Here is a 22,528-nt window from a genome sequence, read left to right on the forward strand (position 1 = left end):
ATAGTTATAATACAGGCTATGGCATTAAGATAATACAAATGGATACAAATGATCGAGCAACCCGACAGTAATAGCGCCAAACCGCTTTATAAGCAGCTTGAAGCCGCTTTAAAAGAGGCTATTGCGCGTGGAGAGTATAAACCAGGCCAGCAGATCCCGACGGAAAATGAGCTGAGCGCGCGCTGGCAGGTGAGTAGGGTCACGGTCCGTAAGGCGCTGGATGCGCTGACGCGTGAAAATTTGCTGACCCGTGTGTCCGGCAAAGGCACCTTTGTCTCCAGTGAGAAATTTCAGCGCAGTATGACCGGCATCATGAGTTTCAGCGAGTTATGCCAGTCCCAGGGACGTCGCCCGGGGTCACGCACCATCAAATCCGTTTTTGAATCGGTAGACGATGAGACAAAAGCGTTACTGAATATGAACGATGGCGAAAAAGCGGTCGTCATTGAACGTATCCGCTATGCCGACGATGTGGCGGTATCGCTGGAAACCGTACATCTTCCCCCACGTTTCGCGTTTTTACTGGAAGAAGATCTTAATAATCACTCTTTGTATGAATGCTTACGCGAGAAATACCATTTATGGTTTACCCACTCCCGTAAGATGATCGAACTGGTTTATGCCAGCTTTGAAGTCGCCCATTATCTCGGCGTCAACGAGGGTTATCCACTGATCCTGATAAAAAGTGAAATGATTGATAACAAAGGAGAACTCTCCTGCGTTTCGCAACAGTTGATCGTCGGCGATAAAATACGCTTTACCGTATGATGCCAGCGTTACGGTAACGGAGAGCAGGCTGAATCGGGAGCCAGATCGCGGCTCCCGATTTTTTTTGATTTTCATCTTGATCAAATGTCTTTAAATACCCTATAAAAATGACAATACATTATGAGTCATTTGTGGCGAATCCTCGTCTGTATCATTGATGGAATCAGAGGAAAGCATGATGGGTATGAAAGAGACAGTTAGCAATATTGTGACCAGCCAGGCAGGCAGAGAAAGGGGGCGTTAAACACCTCTATTACGTGGCGTGCGGCGGTTCTTATGCGGTGTTCTATCCGGCAAAAGCATTTTTAGAAAAAGAAGCGAAAGCGTTGACTGTCGGTCTGTATAACAGCGGAGAATTTATTAACAATCCGCCGGTAGCACTGGGAGAAAATGCCGTTGTGGTTGTCGCCTCTCACAAAGGTAATACGCCAGAGACAATTGAAGCGGCTGAAATCGCCCGTCAGCACGGCGCGCCGGTCATTGGTTTAACCTGGGTGATGGATTCACCGTTGGTGGCGCATTGCGACTATGTGGAAACGTACACGTTTGGCGACGGTAAAGATATTGCCGGCGAGAAAACGATGAAAGGCCTGCTGAGTACGGTCGAACTGCTCCAGCAGACGGAAGGGTATGCGCACTACGACGATTTTCAGGATGGCGTCAGCAAAATCAACCGTATCGTTTGGCGCGCTTGCGAGCAGGTTGCGGAACGCGCGCAGGCGTTCGCTCAGGAATATAAAGACGATAAAGTCATTTACACATTTTGCAATCGGGTATGGCGGAACCCGATAAAGAAAGCGTGCTACGCGCCCTGCGGCAGGGCGGGAAATCGGCGGCGCAGGCTCGGTCTCGGTACGCAGCGACGCGGGGATTAAAAAAGCGGAGAAAGCCGGGATTATCGTGGTGCGCGCTTCCCGCACCGGAAATGGCGTAGTACCGCTGGATAAAGGACAGCCAGGGCTGGTGTCTGATTCGCTCAACCCGGCGAAGGCGCGGGTCTTGTTGATGACGGCATTAACTCAGACGCATAATCCGGAACTGATCCAGAGTTATTTCAGTACGTATTAACCATGAAGGCCTGTGCGCCCATCCTCTAAGGTGGGCGCACAAGATATTAACGCATGGTAACAAACTCTTCTGACGCGGTCGGGTGGATGGCGACGGTATTATCGAAGTCTTTCTTGGTAGCACCCATCTTCAGCGCCACCGCGAAGCCCTGCAACATTTCATCCATGCCGAAGCCGATACCGTGGATACCCACAATTTTTTCTTCCGGTCCGACGCAGACCAGCTTCATACGGCACGGTTGGCGGTGCGTCGTCACCGCGGTATACATGGCGGTAAACGATGATTTATAGACTTTCACCTGCTCGTCGCCGTACTGCTCGCGCGCCTGCGGCTCGCTTAACCCGACGGTGCCGATAGGCGGATGGCTAAAGACCACGGTCGGGATGTTGCTGTAGTCCAGATGCTCGTCCGGCTTGTTGTTAAACAGACGTTCGGAGAGACGGCGACCGGCGGCGACCGCGACTGGCGTTAACTCCACCGCGCCGGTGTTATCGCCAACAGCGTAAATGCCCTCTACGTTCGTGTTCTGCAACTTATCGACGATGATGTAACCTTTTTCATTGGTTTTCACGCCCGCAGCCGCCAGATTAATATTGTCGGTCGACGGTTCGCGACCAATGGCCCAGATCAGGCAATCAACGGTTTCAGTGCGGCCATCTTCCAGTTCCAGAGTCAGACTGCCGTCGGCGTTTTTCACCACCGCTTTCGGCACTGCGTGAGTATGTAGCTGCGGGCCTTCGGCGTTCATCACCTCAACCAGCGTTTCGCTAATCATCGGGTCAAAACTGCGCAGCGGCGCATGTTTACGGACAAACAGATGCGTTTTCGCCCCCAGCGCGTTGATAACGCCAGCCAGTTCAACGGCGATATAACCTGCACCTACGACCGCGACGCGCTCCGGCAAGGCAGGCAGCGCAAAGAAACCGTCGGAATCAATGCCGTATTCCACGCCAGGAATCCCAGGATGGCTCGGACGGCCGCCGGTAGCGATCAAAATATGATCGGCGGTGATAGTTTCGCCGTTCACTTCAATGGTTTTGGCATCGACAAAGCGGGCAAAGCCTTTAATCACATCCACGTTATTTTTGCCCAGCACGTTGTCGTATGAAGTATGGATGCGGTCAATATACGCGGTACGGCTGGCAATCAGCTTGCTCCAGTCGAACTGATTAATCGTGGCGTCAAAACCGTAGTCCGGGCCATACAGATGAATCGCTTCACGAATCTGCGCGGCATGCCACATCACTTTTTTCGGCACGCAGCCCACGTTAACACAGGTGCCGCCCAGTTCTTTGGCTTCGATGAGCGCGCATTTCTGGCCGTACATGGCGGCGCGGTTAATCGAGGCGATACCGCCGCTGCCGCCCCCGATAGCGATGTAATCATAGTGTTTGGTCATGACCGCTCCTTTATGTTCGTTGTCGGACGGATAGATTCTGCGCTACCCGCCAAAATATTCGCGATTGTATACCTGAAGGTGAAAGGTTCCACCGATGGCTGTGATTACTCCGGCACGATCCAGCTTACCGAAGTGTGCCCATGACCGTTCGGCGCCAGCCTGCTGTGCAGCCACGGTAGCACGTTGTTCATCTGCTGCTCCAGTTTCCACGGCGGGTTAACCACGATCATACCGGACGCCGTCATCCCGCGCTGATCGCTGTCCGGGCGGATCGCCAGCTCAATTTGCAAGATTTTACGGATGCCGCTGGCCTCCAGATCATGGATCATGCGCTTAATCTGCTGACGGAGTACCACCGGATACCATAGCGCGTATGTACCGGTGGCGAAACGTTTATAACCCTCGCTGATGCCGCTGACTACCGCCTGGTAGTCGGTTTTAATTTCATAAGGCGGGTCAATGAGGATCAGACCGCGGCGGGAAACCGGCGGCAATTTGGCTTTCAGTTGCTGATAGCCGTCGGCGCGTTCCACGCGCGCGCGGTTGTCTTTTTGAAACTCCGCGCGCAACAGTGGGAAGTCGCTGGGATGCAATTCCGTGAGTTGCAGACTGTCCTGCTCACGCAGCAACTGGCGGGCGATTAACGGAGAGCCCGGATAGTAGCGTAACTGCCCGCTGCGGTTGAAATGTTTTACGACGCTAATATACGGCTCCAGTTCGGCGGGCAGATCGTCCTGCTGCCAGATACGGGCGATGCCTTCCAGATACTCTCCGGTACGTTCAGCATGTTCGCTGCCCAACTGATAACGCCCCGCGCCCGCGTGCGTGTCCAAATAGAGAAACGGTTTTTCTTTCTCTTTTAGCGACTCGATGATCAGGCTCTGAACAGTATGTTTAAGGACATCGGCGTGGTTGCCTGCGTGAAAGCTGTGACGATAACTGAGCATGGATACAGATATTCCGGGAAGTAAACAAGTTAACCGATAGTTTACCGCAGATCCGCGCAGATTACCCCAGTACCGCCATTGTTGTTTCGCGCGTTGTGAAAGTATTGCAAGACGTGTTCGTATCATCAAACCGTCAAATGAGCAGGCCAGCATCGCCTGTGGGCAAGGTAGTGGTTTTGACCTGGCGTTATTTTTAATGAAAGGAACCATAATGAAACTACACATTACTGTACTGGCGTCATCTCTGGCGCTGGCGCTGCCGGTACTGGCGAAAGATATTCCCCTGTCCCAGGCGGAGTCGATAGCGAAAATCGTGACGCCCGACTCGGCGAGCGTCGCCTTTAATGACCTTGAGTTTCAATGGCTGACACAGTTGCGCAAGGCATTACAAGGCGATGCCGCCGCGTTGACTCGCGACGCCCTGGCTCAGATGCGACAAAATTCCGTCCAGGCGGATAACGCCTGGTTACAGGCTAGCGGTTATGATTTTCATACCACTAAGAATCAACAGGTGGGAATTACCCTGCTTTCCGCCTTCAATACATTGCCGGAAGCAGTATTGAAAGACAATCTGGCGACGGTGACGGCGATTAATCACGATGCCGATGTTAATACCCGTCACCAGGCGCTGGCGGATGCGGAAAGCGTGGGCTATCTCTATTTCCTGAGCGACGCGATGGGGCCGCGGCTGGGGCGGGCATTTCTTACCGCTTATGATAAAGGTGAGTTGGGCAAAGCGGCGGCGCTGATTAAAGCCTCGGAAGTCAGCACCAGCGCGGCGAAAAAATATTTTCACTACCCGCGTCCTTTCCAGGTGCCGGGTAATACTATCCATCTGACGCCGGACGATGTGGTGGTAAAAGATGGTCATCCTTATACCGCGGGTGGCGGTTCTTTCCCCAGCGGTCACACGAACGTCGGTTATACGGATGCGCTGTTGATGGCGGAAATGATCCCGGAACGCTTTGATGCGCTGGTGATTCGCGGCGCGCGTTATGGCTATTCCCGCCTGGTCCTTGGCGTACACTATCCGCTGGATGTGATGGGCGCGCGGATGGTCGCGCAGCGTAATGTCGCGCACTATCTTAACGATCCGCATTATCGTACGTTGTTCAACGAAGCTCGCGCTCAATTGCGCGAGGCGCTGGTGAAAGAGTGCGGTACGACGATTGTCGAATGCGCGGCATCGGCCGGAAAAGACGATCCGTACCGCGATCCGGCCATGCATACCTTTTACCGTTTCACCATGACCTATAACCTGCCGCAACAGAAAGGCGAGCATCAGCCGCTGAAAATACCAAAAGGTGCGGATGTTCTGCTACAGGCCGCGCTACCGAATTTTTCAACGGCACAGCGTCAGGCGCTAATGGAAGAGACGGCGTTACCGGCAGGATATCCGTTATCGGGCGAGACCGATGACCAACAGTTCTGGCAGCGTCTGGATCTGGCCGCTGCTTACGAGATGGCGAGAAAAATGCGCTAACGTTGTCACCCGGCTTATAAAGCGTAAGCCGGGATGATGTTTAAGGGGCGGCTTATTGCAGCGATACCCACGTCTGTACGCTGTCCATCATTGAAATTCCCCTCACTATCCCCCATTCTAGATCTCATCGCGAGAGCGCCAAAAGCGCGCTCCACTCACCTTCTTCTACAGGACTGCGCATATGACCAATCCATTACTGACGTCTTTTTCACTGCCGCCTTTTTCTGCAATTAAACCGGAGCATGTGGTGCCTGCGGTCACCCAAGCGTTGGCTGATTGCCGGGCGGCGGTAGAAGGCGTTGTGGCGCATGGCGCGCCGTATACCTGGGAAAATCTTTGCCAGCCGTTGGCGGAAGTCGACGATGCGCTGGGACGAATCTTCTCCCCGGTGAGTCACCTTAACTCGGTGAAAAATAGCCCGGAGCTGCGCGAAGCCTACGAACAGACGTTGCCGTTGCTGTCTGAATACAGCACCTGGGTTGGGCAACATGAAGGGTTGTACAACGCGTATCGCGACTTGCGCGATGGCGATCATTACGCCACTCTGAATACAGCACAGAAGAAAGCGATTGATAATGCGCTGCGTGATTTTGAACTGTCCGGCATCGGCCTGCCGAAAGAGAAACAGCAGCGTTACGGCGAAATCGCCACTCGCCTGTCTGAGCTGGGCAACCTGTACAGCAATAACGTGCTGGACGCAACGCAGGGCTGGACGAAGCTCATTACCGATGAAGCCGAGCTGACGGGAATGCCGGAAAGCGCGCTCGCCGCTGCTAAAGCGCAGGCCGAAGCAAAAGCGTTGCAGGGCTACCTGTTGACGCTGGATATTCCAAGCTACCTGCCAGTGATGACTTACTGCGACAACCAGGCGTTGCGCGAAGAGATGTATCGCGCCTATTCCACTCGCGCCTCCGATCAGGGGCCGAACGCGGGAAAATGGGATAACAGCCCGGTGATGGAAGAAATTCTTGCGCTGCGCCATGAACTGGCGCAACTGCTGGGCTTCGAAAATTATGCCCATAAATCGCTGGCCACCAAAATGGCGGAAAATCCGCAGCAGGTGCTCGATTTCTTAACCGATCTGGCGAAACGTGCTCGTCCGCAGGGGGAAAAAGAGCTGGCGCAACTGCGTGCCTTCGCGAAAGCGGAGTTCGGCGTCGACGAGCTGCAACCGTGGGATATCGCGTACTACAGTGAAAAGCAAAAACAGCACCTGTACAGCATCAGCGATGAGCAGCTACGTCCGTACTTCCCGGAAAACAAAGCCGTGAATGGCCTGTTTGAAGTGGTGAAACGCATTTACGGCATCACCGCGAAAGAGCGCGCTGATGTGGAGGTGTGGCATCCGGATGTTCGTTTCTTTGAGCTGTATGACGATAACAACGAGCTGCGCGGCAGCTTCTACCTTGATCTGTATGCGCGTGAAAACAAACGTGGCGGCGCGTGGATGGACGACTGTGTCGGCCAAATGCGTAAAGCGGATGGCACATTGCAAAAGCCGGTCGCTTATCTGACCTGTAATTTCAACCGTCCGGTAAACGGTAAACCCGCTCTGTTTACCCATGATGAAGTGATCACCCTGTTCCACGAGTTTGGTCATGGCCTGCATCATATGCTGACCCGCATTGAGACCGCCGGGGTCTCCGGTATCAGCGGCGTGCCGTGGGATGCGGTCGAACTGCCAAGTCAGTTTATGGAAAACTGGTGTTGGGAACCGGACGCGCTGGCGTTTATCTCTGGTCATTATGAAACTGGCGAGCCGTTGCCGAAGAAATTGCTGGATAAAATGCTGGCGGCGAAAAACTATCAGGCGGCGCTGTTTATTCTGCGTCAACTGGAGTTCGGTCTGTTTGATTTCCGTCTACATGCGGAATTTAACCCGCAGCAAGGGGCGAAAATTCTTGAGACGCTCTTTGAAATTAAAAAACAGGTCGCCGTGGTGCCGTCACCGACATGGGGCCGCTTCCCACATGCGTTCAGCCATATCTTTGCTGGCGGCTATGCGGCAGGCTACTACAGCTATCTGTGGGCCGACGTACTGGCGGCGGACGCTTATTCCCGCTTTGAGGAGGAGGGCATTTTCAACCGTGAGACCGGTCAGTCGTTCCTTGATAACATCCTGACTCGCGGTGGTTCTGAAGAGCCGATGGAACTCTTTAAACGCTTCCGTGGCCGTGAACCACAACTGGACGCGATGCTGGAGCATTACGGGATTAAAGGCTGATTTTACGTGCAAATCTGCTTAATAGATGAAACGGGCGCCACAGACGGCGCCTTATCTGTTCTGGCTGCCCGCTGGGGACTGGAGCACGACGAAAACAACCCGATGGCGCTGGTACTGACTACAGCGCATCTGGAGCTGCGCAAGCGCGACGAATCGAAGCTCGGCGGCATTTTCGTCGATTTTGTCGGCGGCGCGATGGCCCATCGACGTAAGTTTGGCGGCGGGCGCGGCGAAGCGGTGGCGAAGGCGGTCGGTATTAAGGGCGATTATCTGCCGGATGTGGTTGATGCCACGGCGGGGCTGGGGCGCGATGCGTTTGTGCTGGCGTCAGTCGGTTGCCGCGTGCGGATGCTGGAGCGTAATCCGGTGGTGGCGGCCTTACTGGATGACGGTCTGACGCGCGGCTACGCAGATGCGGACATCGGCCCGTGGTTGCAGCAACGTTTACAGTTGATTCATGCTTCCAGCCTGACGGCGCTGACTGATATCATTCCGCGCCCGCAGGTGGTCTACCTCGATCCAATGTTTCCTCACCGGCAGAAAAGCGCGCTGGTGAAGAAAGAGATGCGGGTGTTTCAGTCGTTGGTGGGGCCGGATTTAGACGCCGACGGACTGCTGGAACCGGCGCGTCAGTTGGCGACCAAACGCGTGGTGGTTAAACGTCCCGATTATGCGCCGCCGCTGGCGGATGTCGCGACGCCCAACGCCATCGTCACCAAAGGCCACCGGTTCGATATTTACCCGGGAACGCCGGAGTAATGCAGTAATTTAATCTTCATTTGCATAATCGTGTTTGTTTGTGCGCTTTTGTACTGAAAGCGCATTTGCTTATCTTCTTTTTTGTCTATTTAATCAATTGAAAATTAAAGTGTTTTTTAATTGTTTTCGACCGTGATCACAGTTCAGCTATCTTTACATAGTTAATGCGTTTTTGTGCGCATATCATTTAAATTCATGCATAATTGCGCATTTCAGGAGAGATCACAATGAGTAAAAGGACGGTTGCTGATGTTGTTTTATCGCCTTCTTTGATGTGTACAGATTTGCTGAGTTTAAGCGACTCGGTGAGGGAACTGGAGGAAATAGGTGTAGACGCGCTACATATTGATCTTATTGATAGCACGTTTAGTCCCAGTATGCCGTTGGGCTTAGAGGTAATCAGGCAATTACGTGAAAAAACGAATCTCGATTTTGATATCCATATTATGTCGATGAATAATGAGTGGTTTATTAAACAGGCGCTCGATATTGGTGTACGGCGGGTTTCATTCCATTATGAAACGTCACTGCATCCCGACAGGCTGGTAAATCTAATTAAGAAACAAAAAGTTGAAGCGGGAATCGCACTCAACCCCGCCACCAGTTTACGTTCACTTGACTATCTTCTTCCTTCGTTAGATTACGTTTTACTTATGCTGATTAATCCGGGGTTTGCCAGTAATAAAGATGAACAGCAGGTTCCTTATGCGGAAGATAAAGTCCGCCATCTGCATGCCCGGATTGCGGAGGCAGGAACTCATACTGCAATACAGGTTGATGGTAGAGTCTCATTTGCCACCATTCCTGGGTTGGTCGCGGCGGGGGCGAGTAATCTGGTACTCGGCAGCACTGGGCTTTTTTTCCGTGGGGCCACGCTTATGGAGAACAAGTCACAATTAAATGAAAAAATCGCTGCGGGACTGGCGCAACGGGCGAAGGGGGGAGTGGCCTGTGAGTTATAAAGCGAATCAGAAACGTGTATTACATGAGTTAAACGCCACTTTGGAAAACATTGCATCTAAGGATGTTGAGCGGTTACTGGAGATGATTGAAGCTGCTGATAGTGTCTTTTTCGTGGGGGTTGGAAGAGTCTTATTGTCTTTGGAAGCCATAGCTAAACGGTTAGCGCATCTGGGAATCAAAACGTATGTGGTCGGGCAAATAACAGAACCGGCAATTACCAAAAATGATCTTCTGATTGTTGGATCGGGTAGTGGTGAAAGTATGTTTCCCGTGGGTATAGCCAGAAAAGCGAAAAGTTTTAATGCCCAAATTGTACATATTGGTGCTAATGCTGAAAGTAGCATGAAAGAATTGTGCGACCATTTTGTTCGTATTCCGGTAAAATCAAAACTTAATCTGGCGTCTGAAATCCCTTCGGTTCAACCGATGACATCGCTTTTTGAACAATCACTTCTGTTACTTGGCGATATTATTGCGCTCCAGTTCATTGATAATCATAAAATTAATATGGAATTGCTCTGGCAATATCATGCCAACCTTGAATGAATAAAAATTTAAATGACAAATTTATATGCCATGACTCAGTAATTATTGACTGTGTTATGGCATTTTTTATAAGGAGTAAAAATGTCAAAGATTATTATTTTTGATATGGATGGCGTACTTATTGATTCTGAACCTGTATGGCAACAGGTTGAATGCGAATTTTATCTTAGACATTACAATATCTCTCTCGGCCCAAAGGATTTTGATTTATTCACAGGGATGCCGGTGGGTATTTTCCTGCGGAAGTTGCATGAAAATCATGGTCTTCCGACTAATAATCTGCCGCAAATTCAGGACACTATAGTTGCCCAGGTTGCAGAAAAAATACGTCAACAACCGAAACCTATCGCGGGTATCTTTGAGTTACTTAATTATCTACAGCGGCGGGGAACGTTAATGGCTGTAGCCTCTTCTTCACCGCAATATCAAATAGATAATGTTCTTAATACACTTAACATCAGGCACTATTTTTCTGCCGTAGTTTCCGCAGACGGGCTTTCGTACGGCAAACCGCACCCGGAAATATTTTTGACTGCTGCCGCAATGTTGAAGGCAGAACCGGAAACATGCCTGGTGATTGAAGATTCATTAAATGGTGTTATTGCAGCGAGGGCTGCCGGGATGCGCGTTATTGCATTACCTGCTGAACACCAACAAAATGACCCGCGTTTTACTATTGCCGACACAGTAATTTTGAACCATTGCCAGGTGTTAGAGTGGTTGACTGCATAAAAAAGCAGGCTTACGGGCGTCACGTAAACCTGCAAAGAAGCTTGTTTTTAATAATAACGTCTACCGTATTCATCCGCGGCAATCAATGCTGCAACGATATTTTCAGGTCTAATTTCAAAGGGTTCATTATGCATGGTCTCACCCTGTTGACAGGCTGCTAGTGCGATTTCCATCAAATGTTGAACAGAACGATCGGTTATGCCAATCTCCGCGAGCGTAACAGGCAGTCCGATTTGCCGGTAAAACTGATAGACTCGCCTGATTAGGTCAGGCTCTCTGTCTGTCATCAGTAACATAGCAAGCGTGCCAAAGGCGACTTTTTCTCCATGCCAGAATTTATGCGTTTCTGGTAACACCGTCAGTCCGTTGTGAATTGCGTGAGCAGCAGCGAGACCCCCGCTTTCAAAACCTAGTCCTGAAAGTAATGTATTGGCTTCGATGACGTGTTCAAGAGCCGGAGTGACCTGGTGCATGCGACATGCAGAAACTGCCTGTTCACCATAGGTTAGCAACGTATCGAAGCATAATTTTGCCAGAGCGTAGGCGGACATTGGCCCAGGCCTTCCGGTCATGTTTCCTGCACCTTTAATGCGACAATCTTCCGCTTCGAACCATGTCGCTACGGCATCGCCTATCCCAGAAAGCAGAAAACGCACAGGTGCGTCGGCGATCACTTGAGAATCGACAAAAACCAGCGAAGGGTTATGGGGAATCATCATATAGCGCTTGAACTGACCTTCAGCGGTATAAATCACAACGAGGGAACTGCATGGCGCATCGGTGGAGGCAAGAGTAGGAATAACGATAATCGGAATATTCAATTTGGCGCCAACGGCTTTGGCCGTATCCAGTGTCTTACCGCCTCCGATACCCACAATCATTTCTGCCGAACATGCCTGTGCTGAGGTAGAAATTCTCTCGATCTCTTCATCACAGCATTCGCAATTAAATATTTCAAGTTCAAACGTAACGTTGGGATTCAAGGCTTCGGTAATTTTTCCTCCAATATTTTTGTGAACAATGGGATCCTCAAGAATCATCGCATTTTTACCAAAACGGGCTAATTCATTTCCCAGACATTTCTCAATAGCATTAGCGCCCTGAATATATCTTCCGGGAAATATTGCGGTGGTAATCATAAATATTATCCTTAAGATGATATGAATTGACGCCCATATGAAATAAGCGTCAACTACATATTTATTCTCCTAATCCATTCTCAATTTCGCAGCGTATCTTTTGTAATGCACTTTGTGCATCTTCGCCATGAAAAAGGATGTTGACCTCATGTCCTTTTTTAATACCTAAAGACATTAATGCCATCAGACTTTTAGCGTTAACATAGTTATTGCTTCGAGCAAGATTAGCGATTTTTACAGTACATCTGTATGGTTTTAATGCAGCAACAAAATGTGCGCCTGGGCGTGCGTGAATTCCATGCTCATTTTTAATAACGAAACGAGCACTTAAATTAAGTTCTGTTGTCATAATTAAAGCTGTATGGTTGGGATTAAGTTTTCGGCATCCAGTGCTAAGTATTGATATGCCACATCAAGTGTAACCGGGTGGTCTTTCGGTAACCCTATTACTTTTGCTGCACTCGTCAGCAAACCATTTTGCTGAATAAACCGCTGTAATTTCACTGATGCCTTATCGTCCTCAGCATAATATGCCAGACCACAGGCAATTGCTTTGGTTAACGGTGAATAGTCGAGATCATATTTCAGGCAAAGCTGTACTACCCCCATCAAACGGTCCTGATACGCTAGTTTTCGGATGGGATCGTAAGCGACACGGTGGATGGAGTCTGGAAGCTCATTTTTTGCTTTCGGAAGATATTCAAGATCTTTCAATGCGTCGCGAGTGATTTGCGGATATTCCTTCATTACGGCAGTAATAGTAACATCGTGCACGGCGTTCGCCAGTTTTGCAACAGACGGATCCGCGGAGGCATCAGGAATCGTTTTGTAACCTTTCAGGTGGCCATAGAAAGCGGTGGTGGCGTGGGGACCGTTAATAGTAAAAACTTTAATGTCTTTGAGCATTTCCAGATGTTCACGGGGCTCTAACCATTCAACATCACTAATGTCGTTGTAGAGTGGTGACTGTATTAATAGAGAGGCAACGGCTGTGCTATCAATCTGGGTTGCATAGTGCGTCTGCGCATCCGTGGAACGGCGGACAATAGAATCGCGAACGGCTACGTGAGTATCGAACCAGTTTTGTGCTTCTGAAGAGGGGATGGCATTGCGATACCACGATTCAATATCTTTGATTATATGATTTTTGTTGGTCAGGCAAATTAACGTCATTTTTTTTTCAGGATCGGTCTGGAATTGACGTTCAAAGCATTTACCCAGATAATGTGCTGACTCTTCAAAGTCTTCAGGATAAAGTGGACACATAATAACCGATGATTCAAAGAAGTCGCTCATCACAGAGTACTGATCGTCTGTAGTAAAAGCATTAAAATTAGTGACTTCATGCATAATGATATCATCAGTTCGGAAAACCTGGACGGTATATTTATTTTGTTTGTTTAGAGCATCAATAACTCTCTGATCTTTATCAAGGAATGTAATATTCCAGCCTGCATTATCAAACGTTTCGCCAACGAACCCTTTGCCAAGGCGGCCAGCACCCACAATTAATACACGTTTCATTAGTACACCTCATCATATTATACGTCCTTGCTCGTGAATATATAATTTATATCCTTGAGAGAGGACACGACGAAATTAGACCTGGTCTCGAGTTTTTCTTCCGTAACAAGAATGGCAACCTCATTTGAGACCTCGGCCATTTTTTGTTTGGTATAACATTCATCCAGACCAGGAAGCGTTACACCGACTTCACTATCAACATGTGCAACGCCCATAAAATAAATGTCTGGGCGGATTGATTCCAGTTCACGAATTGTCTCGGCACCAATTAATACCAAAGAATTTTTGTAGAGTCTGCCACCTAATCCCATAACTTCTATATTCTGATAATCACTGAGTAAGTGTAGAATAGGAATATTGTTAGAAATTACGGTGCATTTTAAATCTTTCGGAATTAATTTTACCAATTCGTAATTCGTTGTCCCTCCATCAATTAAAATAACACTATTTTCTTTGATTAAATGTATCGCCTTTTTGGCAATTTTCACTTTTTCACTAATATTTAAGTCCTGGCGGACATTAAACTCAGTAACCGCAGGCCCTACGCGTATAGCACCACTGTGCACGCGTCTGATTAAACCCTGGCTTGCCAATTCATTTAAGTCGCGCCTAATCGTATCTTCAGAAACTTTTAGGCGCTCACTTAATTTACTGGCTACAATCTTTTTTTCCTTTTCAAGTATCTGTAGAATGATGTCTTGTCTGGCAGCTTTCATCGTAACTTACTCATTTTATTCATAGAATAATGAGTATATCTTACATGTTTAGCACTTGTAAAACCTGTTCTATAGATGTGGCATTACGCAGTGTCTGGACATTATCTTCTTCAATGCAAATTAAGGCGATTTTGTTAAGTAAGTCCATATGCTCGGCTTCTTTTCCTGCAATACCAATGGTTATATATGCAGTATTGCCATCGCCAAAGTCTACCCCATCGGGAAACTGGACTAGTGAGATGCCAGTTTTAATGATTTCACAATCAGAACCATCTGTTCCATGCGGGATGGCTAAACCATTGCCCAGATAAGTTGAAACAATTTCTTCCCTCACTATCATTCTTTTAATGTATTCATCCGTGACATACCCATTTTCCTTAAGGATGTTTCCGGTGATTCGTATAGCGTCAAACTTATCTTTGGCTTGTGCATTGAGAATGATGTTATCAGGCGTGAAAATATTATTCATGCTATCACCTCTTGCTGATTCATATTATTCTGTGATTTTATGAATGTTACAGTTTCATCATAATCACTTAATTTAATAAAGTTCTTCACAGTCATGAAGACGGTGTCGTCATTTTCACAGCTTAATTTTGCCCGTTCGATAAGACCAGATAAGGTAATGACAATGTCATAATCTTTACCTACTCGGTTTGCGGAATCGTTGATGACGGTAATATAGTCCAGTCCTTCTTCTTTCAACCGTTTACGCAGGACTGACGCGCCCATTGCACTGGAACCCATTCCGGAGTCACATGCGACAAGGATGCTTTGAACCGTTTTTCCTCTGGTTGCTGTCGCCATACTTGTGACTCCTGGAACAAAGTCAGTGACGGACTTAACCTGACGTCCTCCAACTATGACAGGGTTTTCATCTTCATCGTTTTCTGTTCCTGGACTGACTTTAAGCAATAGCCAGCCTAATGTGCATGAGACGAGGAAACCGGCGCTGATGGACACCAGATTCGCAATAATCGCGCTTTTCGGCGTCATCATCGCAATGGCAATTAAGCTACCTGGTGATGCCACGCCGATCAGCCCGCCGCCCATAATCACCTGTAAGAATAAAGAGACAGCAAGCCCGCCCATAGTGGCGAATACCAGTAAAGGGTTGGCCAGCACAAAGGGAAAGTAGACCTCACCAATCCCTGCTATACCGGCAATAAACATGGCCATTGGTGCCGTTTTTTTCGCCCGACCACGACCAAAAAGTGCGATAGCCATTAATGTTCCAAGTAATGGGCCATTATTGGTATCAACGAGGAACATGATCGATTTACCCAGTTCAGGAACCTGAGCAAAGCCAATCGGCGCAAGAATACCGTGATTGACAACATTATTCAGGAAGAGTACTTGAGCAGGGGCCATAAAAACGGAAAGCAAAGGCAGTAGATTATGGCTTGTACACCAGTTCACGCCCGAGGTGATGATGACGATAAGTAAGCGGATTACCGGCCCAACGGTCATATAGGCAAAAATGGCGCAAAGCAACCCGATAATACCGAGACTGAAATTGTTTACGAACATTTCAAATCCCGGTTTAATTTTATGTTGTACTTTTTGGTCGAATCTCTTTAGCAACCATGAAGAAAGGGGACCCATAACCATCGCCCCGCTAATCATCGTAATATTTGAACCGACGATGACGCCCATAGTTGCAAATGCGGCGATAACACCTCCACGTTGGCCATGAATGTTATAGCCTGCTGTATAACCAATGAGTAATGGGAAAAGATAATTCAGAATTGGGCCGACCATCTCACCTAATTTTTCATTAGGGAACCAGCCATTGGGTATAAAGATGGCGGCCATCAGTCCCCATCCTACAAAAGCACCCAGATTCGGCATGACCATGCCGCTCATAACTCCACCAAACTTTCTTATTTTCGCTAACGTAGGGCTATTGGCAATTTGATTGTTCCCCATGGTCGGCTCCATTTGTATGTTGGTTAGTGATTAATGATGTGACTTACCGCCGGTGATATTAATAACTGAACCGGTGATATAGGAGGAATGCTCGGAGACAAGGAAAGAAATTAAGTCTGCAATCTCTTCAAGTTTACCCGGTCGGCCGAGAGGAATTATGCCTTTGTAGTCTTTATGAACATGGTTAGGATCTGTACCTCGCGTGTAAGCAAGCGCACGGAAATTGGCCTCGCTGTTCATTGGCGTGGGTACATTGATTGCTGGCTCAACGCTGACCACGCGAACATTGTAAGGACCCAATTCTTTCGACCACGAAAATGTAAACGCATTGACAGCGGCTTTGGTTGCAGAGTAACAGCTTTGACCACGGGAACCCTGAACACCCGCCTCGGATGTCATATTGATAATCACGCCGGACTGTTGTTCAACCATCTGACGTGCGACAGACTGTGACATCAGGAATACCGCTTTCTGGTTTACATTCACCATAAAGTCGAAGTCATCCTCACTCAACTCGTACTCAGGCTTTTCTTTAAAAACATCTACCAGTAAACGTGGACGACTAACGCCAGCGTTATTGACCAGCCCATCAATATGACCAAATTTCGCAACAACGGACTGGGTTAAGTTTTCAACTTCTTTTTTGTCGGTTACGTCACACTTGATAAAGGTAATATCATCACATTGGCTGAAAGTTTGATTTGGTGATAAGTCGGCATACACGACGGTCGCGCCGTTAGCATGCAAATTTTCAACCATTTTTTCTCCCAACCCCATGCTTCCTCCGGTTACGATCACAACTTTCCCTGACAGATCTAACCACTTCGTTGCTTGATCCATTTTTAACCCTCATTTTGCGGCGTTGATTGACACATGCTGGTACGGGAGCTTTCAGCCGTGCCTGTAGCATGTTTTTTACATGTATGCGTTTTTTTGCGCGTTTATAATTTATGCGCAGAAAAACGCATTGCCTATGACAATCGATTTGATTTGCGAGGCAAGTCACAATGGATATTATTTATTTTATATAAATCAAATGCTTGCATTATTTCATTGTATTTTGCGTAGATGCTGGCATTTCCAGGGTGATTTATAATTAACCGATTCATTAATGCGTTTATATGCTTGTTTTGATTTCGCATGCGCATTTTTTTGCATTTTTCATATGAGATTGTTGGTATGTAAGAAAGCGGCGCTTAAGAAGTTGAGGGAGAAAGAAGAAGGGAGCCTATTCAGATATTCCTTTAAGCACGCCCTGACCGGAGTGGAGTTGCCAGGGCGTGGTATTGTTCAGACAGTTTAAACAAACGGCGCCAGCGGATCGGCAATCGCAAACGCCGCTGCGCGGTCTGCTTTCGGCGGGTAGATCAGCTTGCTGGTGATTGACATCTTGAGTTTCTTCGCTTCGGCGCGCGCCAGTTTTACCTGCTGATCCCACCCTTCGGTATAGACTGCGCCCCAGGCACCAAGATCCAGACAGGTAACATAGTTTTCCTGACGATATGGCAGAGGAGTCACCTCCAGCAAGCTGGCCGCAGCGTTATTACCGGCGAACTTGCCTAACAGAATCGCGTGCTGGCAGGTCATTAGCGCATGATGGCCTTTGTCGTCGGTCGCGGCATAGGCCACGTCGCCGGTGGCGTAGATATCTTCGTGACCTGGTATCTGAAGTGCGGTATTCACATGCAGACGCCCCTGGCGATCGCGCGGAGCGCCAATCTGCGCCGTCAGGCCATTGGCCTGTACGCCAACTGTCCAGATCACCGTTTGCGATGCAATCGTCCGCCCGTCTTTCAGCGTCACGCCTGCGGCATCCACGCTTTCGACTTCTGCGTTAACGAGCCACTCCACGCCCAGTTCCGCAGAGGCTTCAATGATGACATTACGCAATGCTTCGCTATAGCGTGCGCCCGGCTCTGGGCTACGTTCAACTACGACTACTCTGGTCTTAGCATCGGCACCGAGGATATCGCACAGGCGACCAGGCAGTTCAAGCGCCATCTCGATGCCCGTAAAACCACCGCCGCAAACGACCACGGTATTACGCGCTTCACTTTCAGCCTGGTAAGCCAGGTCTTTCAGATGTTGTTCCAGAACTGCCGCGCTTTCCAGCTGATCCAGATCGAAAGCATGTGTCTGAGCGCCGGCCACCTGTGAGCGATCTACGTGGCTGCCGCTGGCAAGTACCAGGCGATCGTAGCGGCTTACTCGCGTTTCGCCGCTGGCATCCGTCCAGCTCACCTCTTTTGAGCCCGGGAAGATTTGCCGCACCGTTCCGCGCAGGAAGTTCACGCCAGTGATATCAAACAGCGGCTGAAGCGGCGCAACCAATGTTGCCACCGCGTTTTCATAAAAACGAGGACGCACGCGTAGTTCAGGCTGAGGTGCGATAACGGTGATTTTAATATCCTCGCTTTGATATTTGTCTACCAGACGAGCCGCACTGAGCGCTGCCCACATCCCGGAAAATCCCGCCCCTACGATCAGAATATTTTTATGCATTTTGGTTTCACCTGATGATGACTTATTTACTCGGATTGTATTGGTCCTAGTTAAAAGAGGCAATGTTATTTTGTCCGTGTTTAGTATTTACGTTCGGAGTGTGCGATTATCTATTTGAAAATTAAACACTAAAACTGTATTGCATTATGTGAGATTGCTTCTTGTCTGGCATGGCGATGATGAAAAAGCTAAAATAACTCAGAGTTAATTTGGCTGAGATAAGAGTATGGCTTTCTACAGTTCCGGGGTTGAGTACGGTATCCATAGTCTGATGTGCATGGTGGACAGCAAGGGAGATGCTCGTGAAATGAGCGTTCGCGAGATTGCGGACCTGCAAAGCGTGCCTTATGACTATCTGGCCAAGATTTTTACCCGTCTGTCGAAGGCTGGTCTGGTGCGTAGCATTGAGGGGAAGGGGGGCGGTTTTCAGCTTGCCAAACCTGCCGAGCATATTACGGTGCTCGATGTGGTCAACGCGATAGACGGCGATAAACGGATTTTTGAATGCCGCGAGATTCGCCAGCGGCTGGCGGTATTTGATGCGCAACCGCCCGCGTGGGCTTGCGAAGGGATTTGCGGCGTGCGTTCAGTGATGGATATAGCGCAGCAACGCATGGAAGAGGCGCTGGCGCAGCATACTATTCTCGATCTGGCGCGTAAAATGTATCGTAAAGCGCCGGATACCTTTGTGGTTGAAGTGCAAGCGTGGATCGACGCGCGAAAAGGTTAAGATGCCGATGTATCCGGCCAACGGCCTGGTGCCGCAGGCCGGATAAGACGCTCTGCGCCGCCATCCGGCATTAACAATTATCGGGCATTATCCGGGGTATTAATCATCCGGTTTAGCCACGGCACCATAATGGCCATCACCACGGTGACCGCCAACGTTACCAGACCAATTTTGCTAAAGACGCCGGTATAAATGGGCAGCGTCTGCAATGGATCGGTGATGTTTTCCGGTACGGCGGTGAAGGTCGCCACATAACCGCCGAGCAGGAAGGCGGCGGCCTGGGTCAGGAACCACATTCCCAGAATAAAGCCCATCAGATGCTGCGGCACCAGGGCGGCGACCATTGCCAGTCCCAGCGCGCTAATTAGCAATTCGCCCAGACTCTGGAACAGATACACCAGCACGATAAACCACGGCGACGTCAGTCCTTGCGCATCGGCGAACCACATCCCGGCGGCGGCGGCGGTCAGAAAACCCAGCGCGCAGAGGAACATGCCGAGCGTAAACTTCATCGGCATGGTCAGATCTTTGCCTTTGCTACCCAGTCGGGTGTAAATCGCTGCCAGTACCGGACTGGCGATGACCACCCAGAATGGGTTCAGCGCCTGAAAACTCACTGGATTAATGGTGAATCCAAGAATTTCATGATGCACGTTATTAATCGCAAAGAAGTTCAGCGAGGTAGGCATCTGCGCATACAAAATGTAAAACAGCACGGCTTCAATCATCAGAATAAACGCCACGAACATTTTATTGCGGCCGGTTTTATCCAGACGAAACGCTTCGCGAAAGAAGAAAATAGTGACGACGATAGAAAGGACGATGAGCACCAGATTGGCTATCTTAACATTGTGCATAAGCCAGGCGCAGAGGAAAACCATGACGACGGTGCCGAGTAATACCAGCAGCAAGTTGCGAAAACGTAGCGGTTTATGATCCGGTTCAGAACCGATATTTTTCACCATGCCACGGCAGGCGAAGTACACCAGAAGCGCAACAATTATACCAGCGCCGCACAGATTGTAGGTCACGGCATAGCCAAACTTATCGGCTATCACCGGCGCCAGCGATAGCGATAGCAAAGAACCGATGTTAATCGACATGTAAAACAGGGTGAAAGCGCCATCCAGCCGGGGATCTTTAGGCAGATAGCATTTAGAGAGCAGGCTGGCGGGATTGGCTTTAAATAACCCGTTGCCCACGGCAATCGTGCCCAGCGCGATAAAAATCAGATCGGGATTTAATAGCGACATGCCGGTCATAAAATAGCCAATCGCCAGCACAATCGCGCCCAGGACCAGGGTGCGTTTAGTCCCTAACAGATGGTCGCCAACATAGCCGCCAATGGAGATCAGGCCATAAACCAGCGCCGCAAAAGCGCCAAAGGTAATAAAGGCCTGTTCCTGAGAAAAACCCAATTGTTTAACGAAAAAAACCGCCAGGATGCCCTGGACGCCGTAATAGCCAAATCGTTCCCATAATTCTACAAAAAAGATCATGAAGAATGGACGAGGTTGCTGCAGCAAGCCCGTAGGTGCAGTTGTATTCATATTCCTTCGCCTTTCAATGCCATCCCGAAACGTATGAGCGCGCATATCAAAACGCGCCGAAAAGTCTTACCCTGATATAGACTGCGGCTATTAGCCGGATTAATAGGTTATTATACAAATGATATGCAAACTAATTAGCGGATCACACTAATTATGTTTGGTGTGATGGAATGATGTACTGAGTGCTGCGGAGAGGGGGATAAACAAAACGCCCACATAAGCGGGCGTTGTTGTTGATAGCCGGAATTGGCCTGATGGTTCAGGCCAACCTGATTGACTATAGACCAGATAAGGTCTTAGCCGCCAGCCGGCAAGTATTACTCTTCTTCGTCGCGCAGCGGAACAATCAGCATGTCAACGTGAACGGTGTTGATCAGCTGGCGCGCAGAAGACATCAGTTTGCTCCAGAAGTCCTGGTGATGACCGCAAACGACCAGATCCATATCGTATTTCTTGATGGCGTCAACCAGCACCTGGCCCAAGTCGCCGCTACCGCTCAGGGTTTCAGTGATAGGGTAGCCAGCATTGGTAGACAGCTCGGTCAGCGCGTGGTGGGTTTCTTCGGAGATACGTTTCTGCATATCGCCCAGATTGACGTCAATCAGACCTGTGTACAGGTCTGAATAATTCACGTCAACGTGGATCAGGGAGATTTTCGCGTTGTAGGGGCGCGCCATAGAGACCGCTTTTTCAACCAGAACTTTACTTTCCGGGGAGAGATCAACTGCGATAAGAATGTGTTTATAAGCCATAGTGTTACTCCTTCCATAAGTTGTCGATGACCATTGAGCTACTGGCGTTTCTTATGCCGCCGCGTCACCCGCGTCCTGCGAACTCTATGCGCGGGGCTAGCTCAGCCGTTTACCATAACTATCCTTACATTATAGCGGCCAGGATAATCCGTCAATCTGCCTTGCTTGCCAGTTAGTTAAACAAAATTTTCAGTGAATTGCATTGATAGTGATTAACCTTCTGGTAAAAAAATTAACTGATCTCCTACAATGTGTATAAGAGCCGTTCGAATGCGGAGCGCTAACATGGGCGGCTTTCGTAGTACTCTTTCACTGATTGTCTGGCAGGGTATCGGGGAGCGGTAGTCCCGGAGAGGAACTCCGTGGGCGGGTCGCCGGGGAGGAGATATGATAAGCACCGTCTCACTATTCTGGGCTTTATGTGTCGTTTGCATTGTTAATATGGCGCGCTATTTCTCATCGTTACGCGCACTGTTAGTGGTACTTCGTGGTTGCGATCCTTTGCTCTATCAATATGTCGATGGCGGCGGCTTCTTTACCACGCATGGTCAGCCTAATAAACAGGTGCGCCTGGTATGGTATATCTACGCTCAGCGCTATCGCGATCATCATGATGAAGAATTTATTCGCCGTTGTGAACGCGTCCGCCGTCAGTTTCTGCTAACCAGCGCGTTATGCGGTTTGGTGGTAGTGAGCTTGATTGCGCTCATGATTTGGCACTGAATAAAAAAGCGGGCCAGTTTCCTGACCCGCTCGTGTGAGATAAGCCTCCCGGATAAGCGATAACGCCATCCGGC

The 22,528-nt window shown here is 49.2% G+C and carries 21 protein-coding genes and 3 pseudogenes; 12 read left to right on the forward strand and 12 right to left on the reverse strand.

Annotation, left to right across the window (positions count from 1 at the left end):
* Positions 1–48 precede the first annotated feature (48 nt).
* The 4 genes and pseudogenes from AC3G3F_RS10285 to AC3G3F_RS10300 form a co-directional block, all read left to right on the forward strand.
* Positions 49–768 (forward strand): GntR family transcriptional regulator, encoded by a 720-nt coding sequence (locus AC3G3F_RS10285; protein ID WP_023176266.1) that lies wholly within the window; start codon positions 49–51, stop codon positions 766–768.
* A gap of 175 nt (positions 769–943) precedes the next feature.
* A pseudogene (gene fraB / locus AC3G3F_RS10290) lies at positions 944–1,529 on the forward strand (6-phosphofructose-aspartate deglycase); the annotation flags it as partial.
* A pseudogene (locus AC3G3F_RS10295) lies at positions 1,523–1,630 on the forward strand (fructoselysine 6-kinase); the annotation flags it as partial. The pseudogenes fraB and AC3G3F_RS10295, both read left to right, overlap by 7 nt.
* Positions 1,603–1,836: pseudogene (locus tag AC3G3F_RS10300) on the forward strand (L-asparaginase); the annotation flags it as partial. The pseudogenes AC3G3F_RS10295 and AC3G3F_RS10300, both read left to right, overlap by 28 nt.
* A gap of 46 nt (positions 1,837–1,882) precedes the next feature.
* On the opposite strand, the gene gorA reads toward AC3G3F_RS10300, so the two are convergent.
* A complete protein-coding gene (gorA, locus tag AC3G3F_RS10305) occupies positions 1,883–3,235 on the reverse strand; it encodes a glutathione-disulfide reductase (RefSeq protein WP_053508004.1) in 1,353 nt (450 codons plus the stop codon).
* A gap of 104 nt (positions 3,236–3,339) precedes the next feature.
* The gene (locus AC3G3F_RS10310; RefSeq protein WP_023247796.1) at positions 3,340–4,182 is read right to left on the reverse strand and encodes a 23S rRNA (adenine(2030)-N(6))-methyltransferase RlmJ; all 843 of its coding nucleotides are present in this window, start codon (positions 4,180–4,182) and stop codon (positions 3,340–3,342) included.
* Between the two features lie 211 nt (positions 4,183–4,393).
* On the opposite strand from AC3G3F_RS10310, the gene AC3G3F_RS10315 reads away from it, so the two are divergent.
* The 6 genes from AC3G3F_RS10315 to hxpB all read left to right on the forward strand — a co-directional run bounded on the left by AC3G3F_RS10315 (position 4,394) and on the right by hxpB (position 10,889).
* Positions 4,394–5,665, forward strand: a complete 1,272-nt coding sequence (locus tag AC3G3F_RS10315) for an acid phosphatase (RefSeq protein WP_023247797.1) — start codon at positions 4,394–4,396, stop codon at positions 5,663–5,665.
* Positions 5,666–5,846: 181 nt separating this feature from the next.
* Positions 5,847–7,889: an oligopeptidase A gene (gene prlC / locus AC3G3F_RS10320; protein ID WP_023247798.1), complete on the forward strand. Its 2,043-nt coding sequence runs from the start codon at positions 5,847–5,849 to the stop codon at positions 7,887–7,889.
* 6 nt (positions 7,890–7,895) lie between these two features.
* A complete protein-coding gene (rsmJ, locus tag AC3G3F_RS10325) occupies positions 7,896–8,648 on the forward strand; it encodes a 16S rRNA (guanine(1516)-N(2))-methyltransferase RsmJ (protein ID WP_023247799.1) in 753 nt (250 codons plus the stop codon).
* A 227-nt stretch (positions 8,649–8,875) separates the two neighbouring features.
* On the forward strand, positions 8,876–9,610 hold the full coding sequence (locus AC3G3F_RS10330) for a ribulose-phosphate 3-epimerase (RefSeq protein ID WP_023247800.1): 735 nt from the start codon (positions 8,876–8,878) through the stop codon (positions 9,608–9,610).
* Positions 9,600–10,157: a 6-phospho-3-hexuloisomerase gene (hxlB, locus tag AC3G3F_RS10335; RefSeq protein WP_023247801.1), complete on the forward strand. Its 558-nt coding sequence runs from the start codon at positions 9,600–9,602 to the stop codon at positions 10,155–10,157. Before AC3G3F_RS10330 ends, hxlB begins: the two co-directional genes overlap by 11 nt.
* Positions 10,158–10,238: 81 nt before the next feature.
* Positions 10,239–10,889 (forward strand): hexitol phosphatase HxpB, encoded by a 651-nt coding sequence (hxpB, locus tag AC3G3F_RS10340; protein ID WP_220528584.1) that lies wholly within the window; start codon positions 10,239–10,241, stop codon positions 10,887–10,889.
* 47 nt (positions 10,890–10,936) lie between these two features.
* Here hxpB and AC3G3F_RS10345 read toward each other — a convergent pair whose 3' ends face one another.
* From AC3G3F_RS10345 to AC3G3F_RS10380, 8 genes are all read right to left on the reverse strand, one after another.
* A complete protein-coding gene (locus tag AC3G3F_RS10345; RefSeq protein WP_053508002.1) occupies positions 10,937–12,028 on the reverse strand; it encodes a glycerol dehydrogenase in 1,092 nt (363 codons plus the stop codon).
* Positions 12,029–12,089: 61 nt separating this feature from the next.
* Entirely contained in the window at positions 12,090–12,377 is a 288-nt protein-coding gene (locus AC3G3F_RS10350; RefSeq protein WP_023247804.1) for an HPr family phosphocarrier protein, read from the reverse strand.
* Between the two features lie 2 nt (positions 12,378–12,379).
* Complete coding sequence (locus AC3G3F_RS10355) at positions 12,380–13,552, reverse strand: mannitol dehydrogenase family protein (protein ID WP_220528585.1); 1,173 nt, start codon at positions 13,550–13,552, stop codon at positions 12,380–12,382.
* A 17-nt stretch (positions 13,553–13,569) separates the two neighbouring features.
* On the reverse strand, positions 13,570–14,268 hold the full coding sequence (locus AC3G3F_RS10360; RefSeq protein WP_220528586.1) for a DeoR family transcriptional regulator: 699 nt from the start codon (positions 14,266–14,268) through the stop codon (positions 13,570–13,572).
* A 40-nt stretch (positions 14,269–14,308) separates the two neighbouring features.
* Positions 14,309–14,737: a PTS mannitol transporter subunit IIA gene (locus tag AC3G3F_RS10365; RefSeq protein ID WP_023247808.1), complete on the reverse strand. Its 429-nt coding sequence runs from the start codon at positions 14,735–14,737 to the stop codon at positions 14,309–14,311.
* Positions 14,734–16,197 (reverse strand): PTS transporter subunit EIIC, encoded by a 1,464-nt coding sequence (locus AC3G3F_RS10370; protein ID WP_488394935.1) that lies wholly within the window; start codon positions 16,195–16,197, stop codon positions 14,734–14,736. The genes AC3G3F_RS10365 and AC3G3F_RS10370 overlap by 4 nt, the downstream gene beginning before the upstream one ends.
* Positions 16,198–16,227: 30 nt before the next feature.
* Entirely contained in the window at positions 16,228–17,037 is an 810-nt protein-coding gene (locus AC3G3F_RS10375; protein ID WP_053507999.1) for a sorbitol-6-phosphate dehydrogenase subunit, read from the reverse strand.
* Between the two features lie 459 nt (positions 17,038–17,496).
* Positions 17,497–18,699: an NAD(P)/FAD-dependent oxidoreductase gene (locus tag AC3G3F_RS10380; protein ID WP_488394936.1), complete on the reverse strand. Its 1,203-nt coding sequence runs from the start codon at positions 18,697–18,699 to the stop codon at positions 17,497–17,499.
* Between the two features lie 226 nt (positions 18,700–18,925).
* Here AC3G3F_RS10380 and AC3G3F_RS10385 point away from each other — a divergent pair, with 226 nt between their 5' ends.
* Entirely contained in the window at positions 18,926–19,429 is a 504-nt protein-coding gene (locus AC3G3F_RS10385) for an RrF2 family transcriptional regulator (RefSeq protein WP_023247812.1), read from the forward strand.
* 77 nt (positions 19,430–19,506) lie between these two features.
* On the opposite strand, the gene dtpB is transcribed toward AC3G3F_RS10385, so the two are convergent.
* Complete coding sequence (gene dtpB, locus AC3G3F_RS10390) at positions 19,507–20,979, reverse strand: dipeptide/tripeptide permease DtpB (RefSeq protein ID WP_488394938.1); 1,473 nt, start codon at positions 20,977–20,979, stop codon at positions 19,507–19,509.
* 317 nt (positions 20,980–21,296) lie between these two features.
* On the reverse strand, positions 21,297–21,731 hold the full coding sequence (uspA, locus tag AC3G3F_RS10395; RefSeq protein ID WP_000323565.1) for a universal stress protein UspA: 435 nt from the start codon (positions 21,729–21,731) through the stop codon (positions 21,297–21,299).
* Positions 21,732–22,118: 387 nt separating this feature from the next.
* On the opposite strand from uspA, the gene uspB reads away from it, so the two are divergent.
* A complete protein-coding gene (uspB, locus tag AC3G3F_RS10400) occupies positions 22,119–22,454 on the forward strand; it encodes a universal stress protein UspB (protein ID WP_000626193.1) in 336 nt (111 codons plus the stop codon).
* Positions 22,455–22,528: the final 74 nt, after the last annotated feature.

Source organism: Salmonella sp. FC25216, from assembly GCF_057751355.1.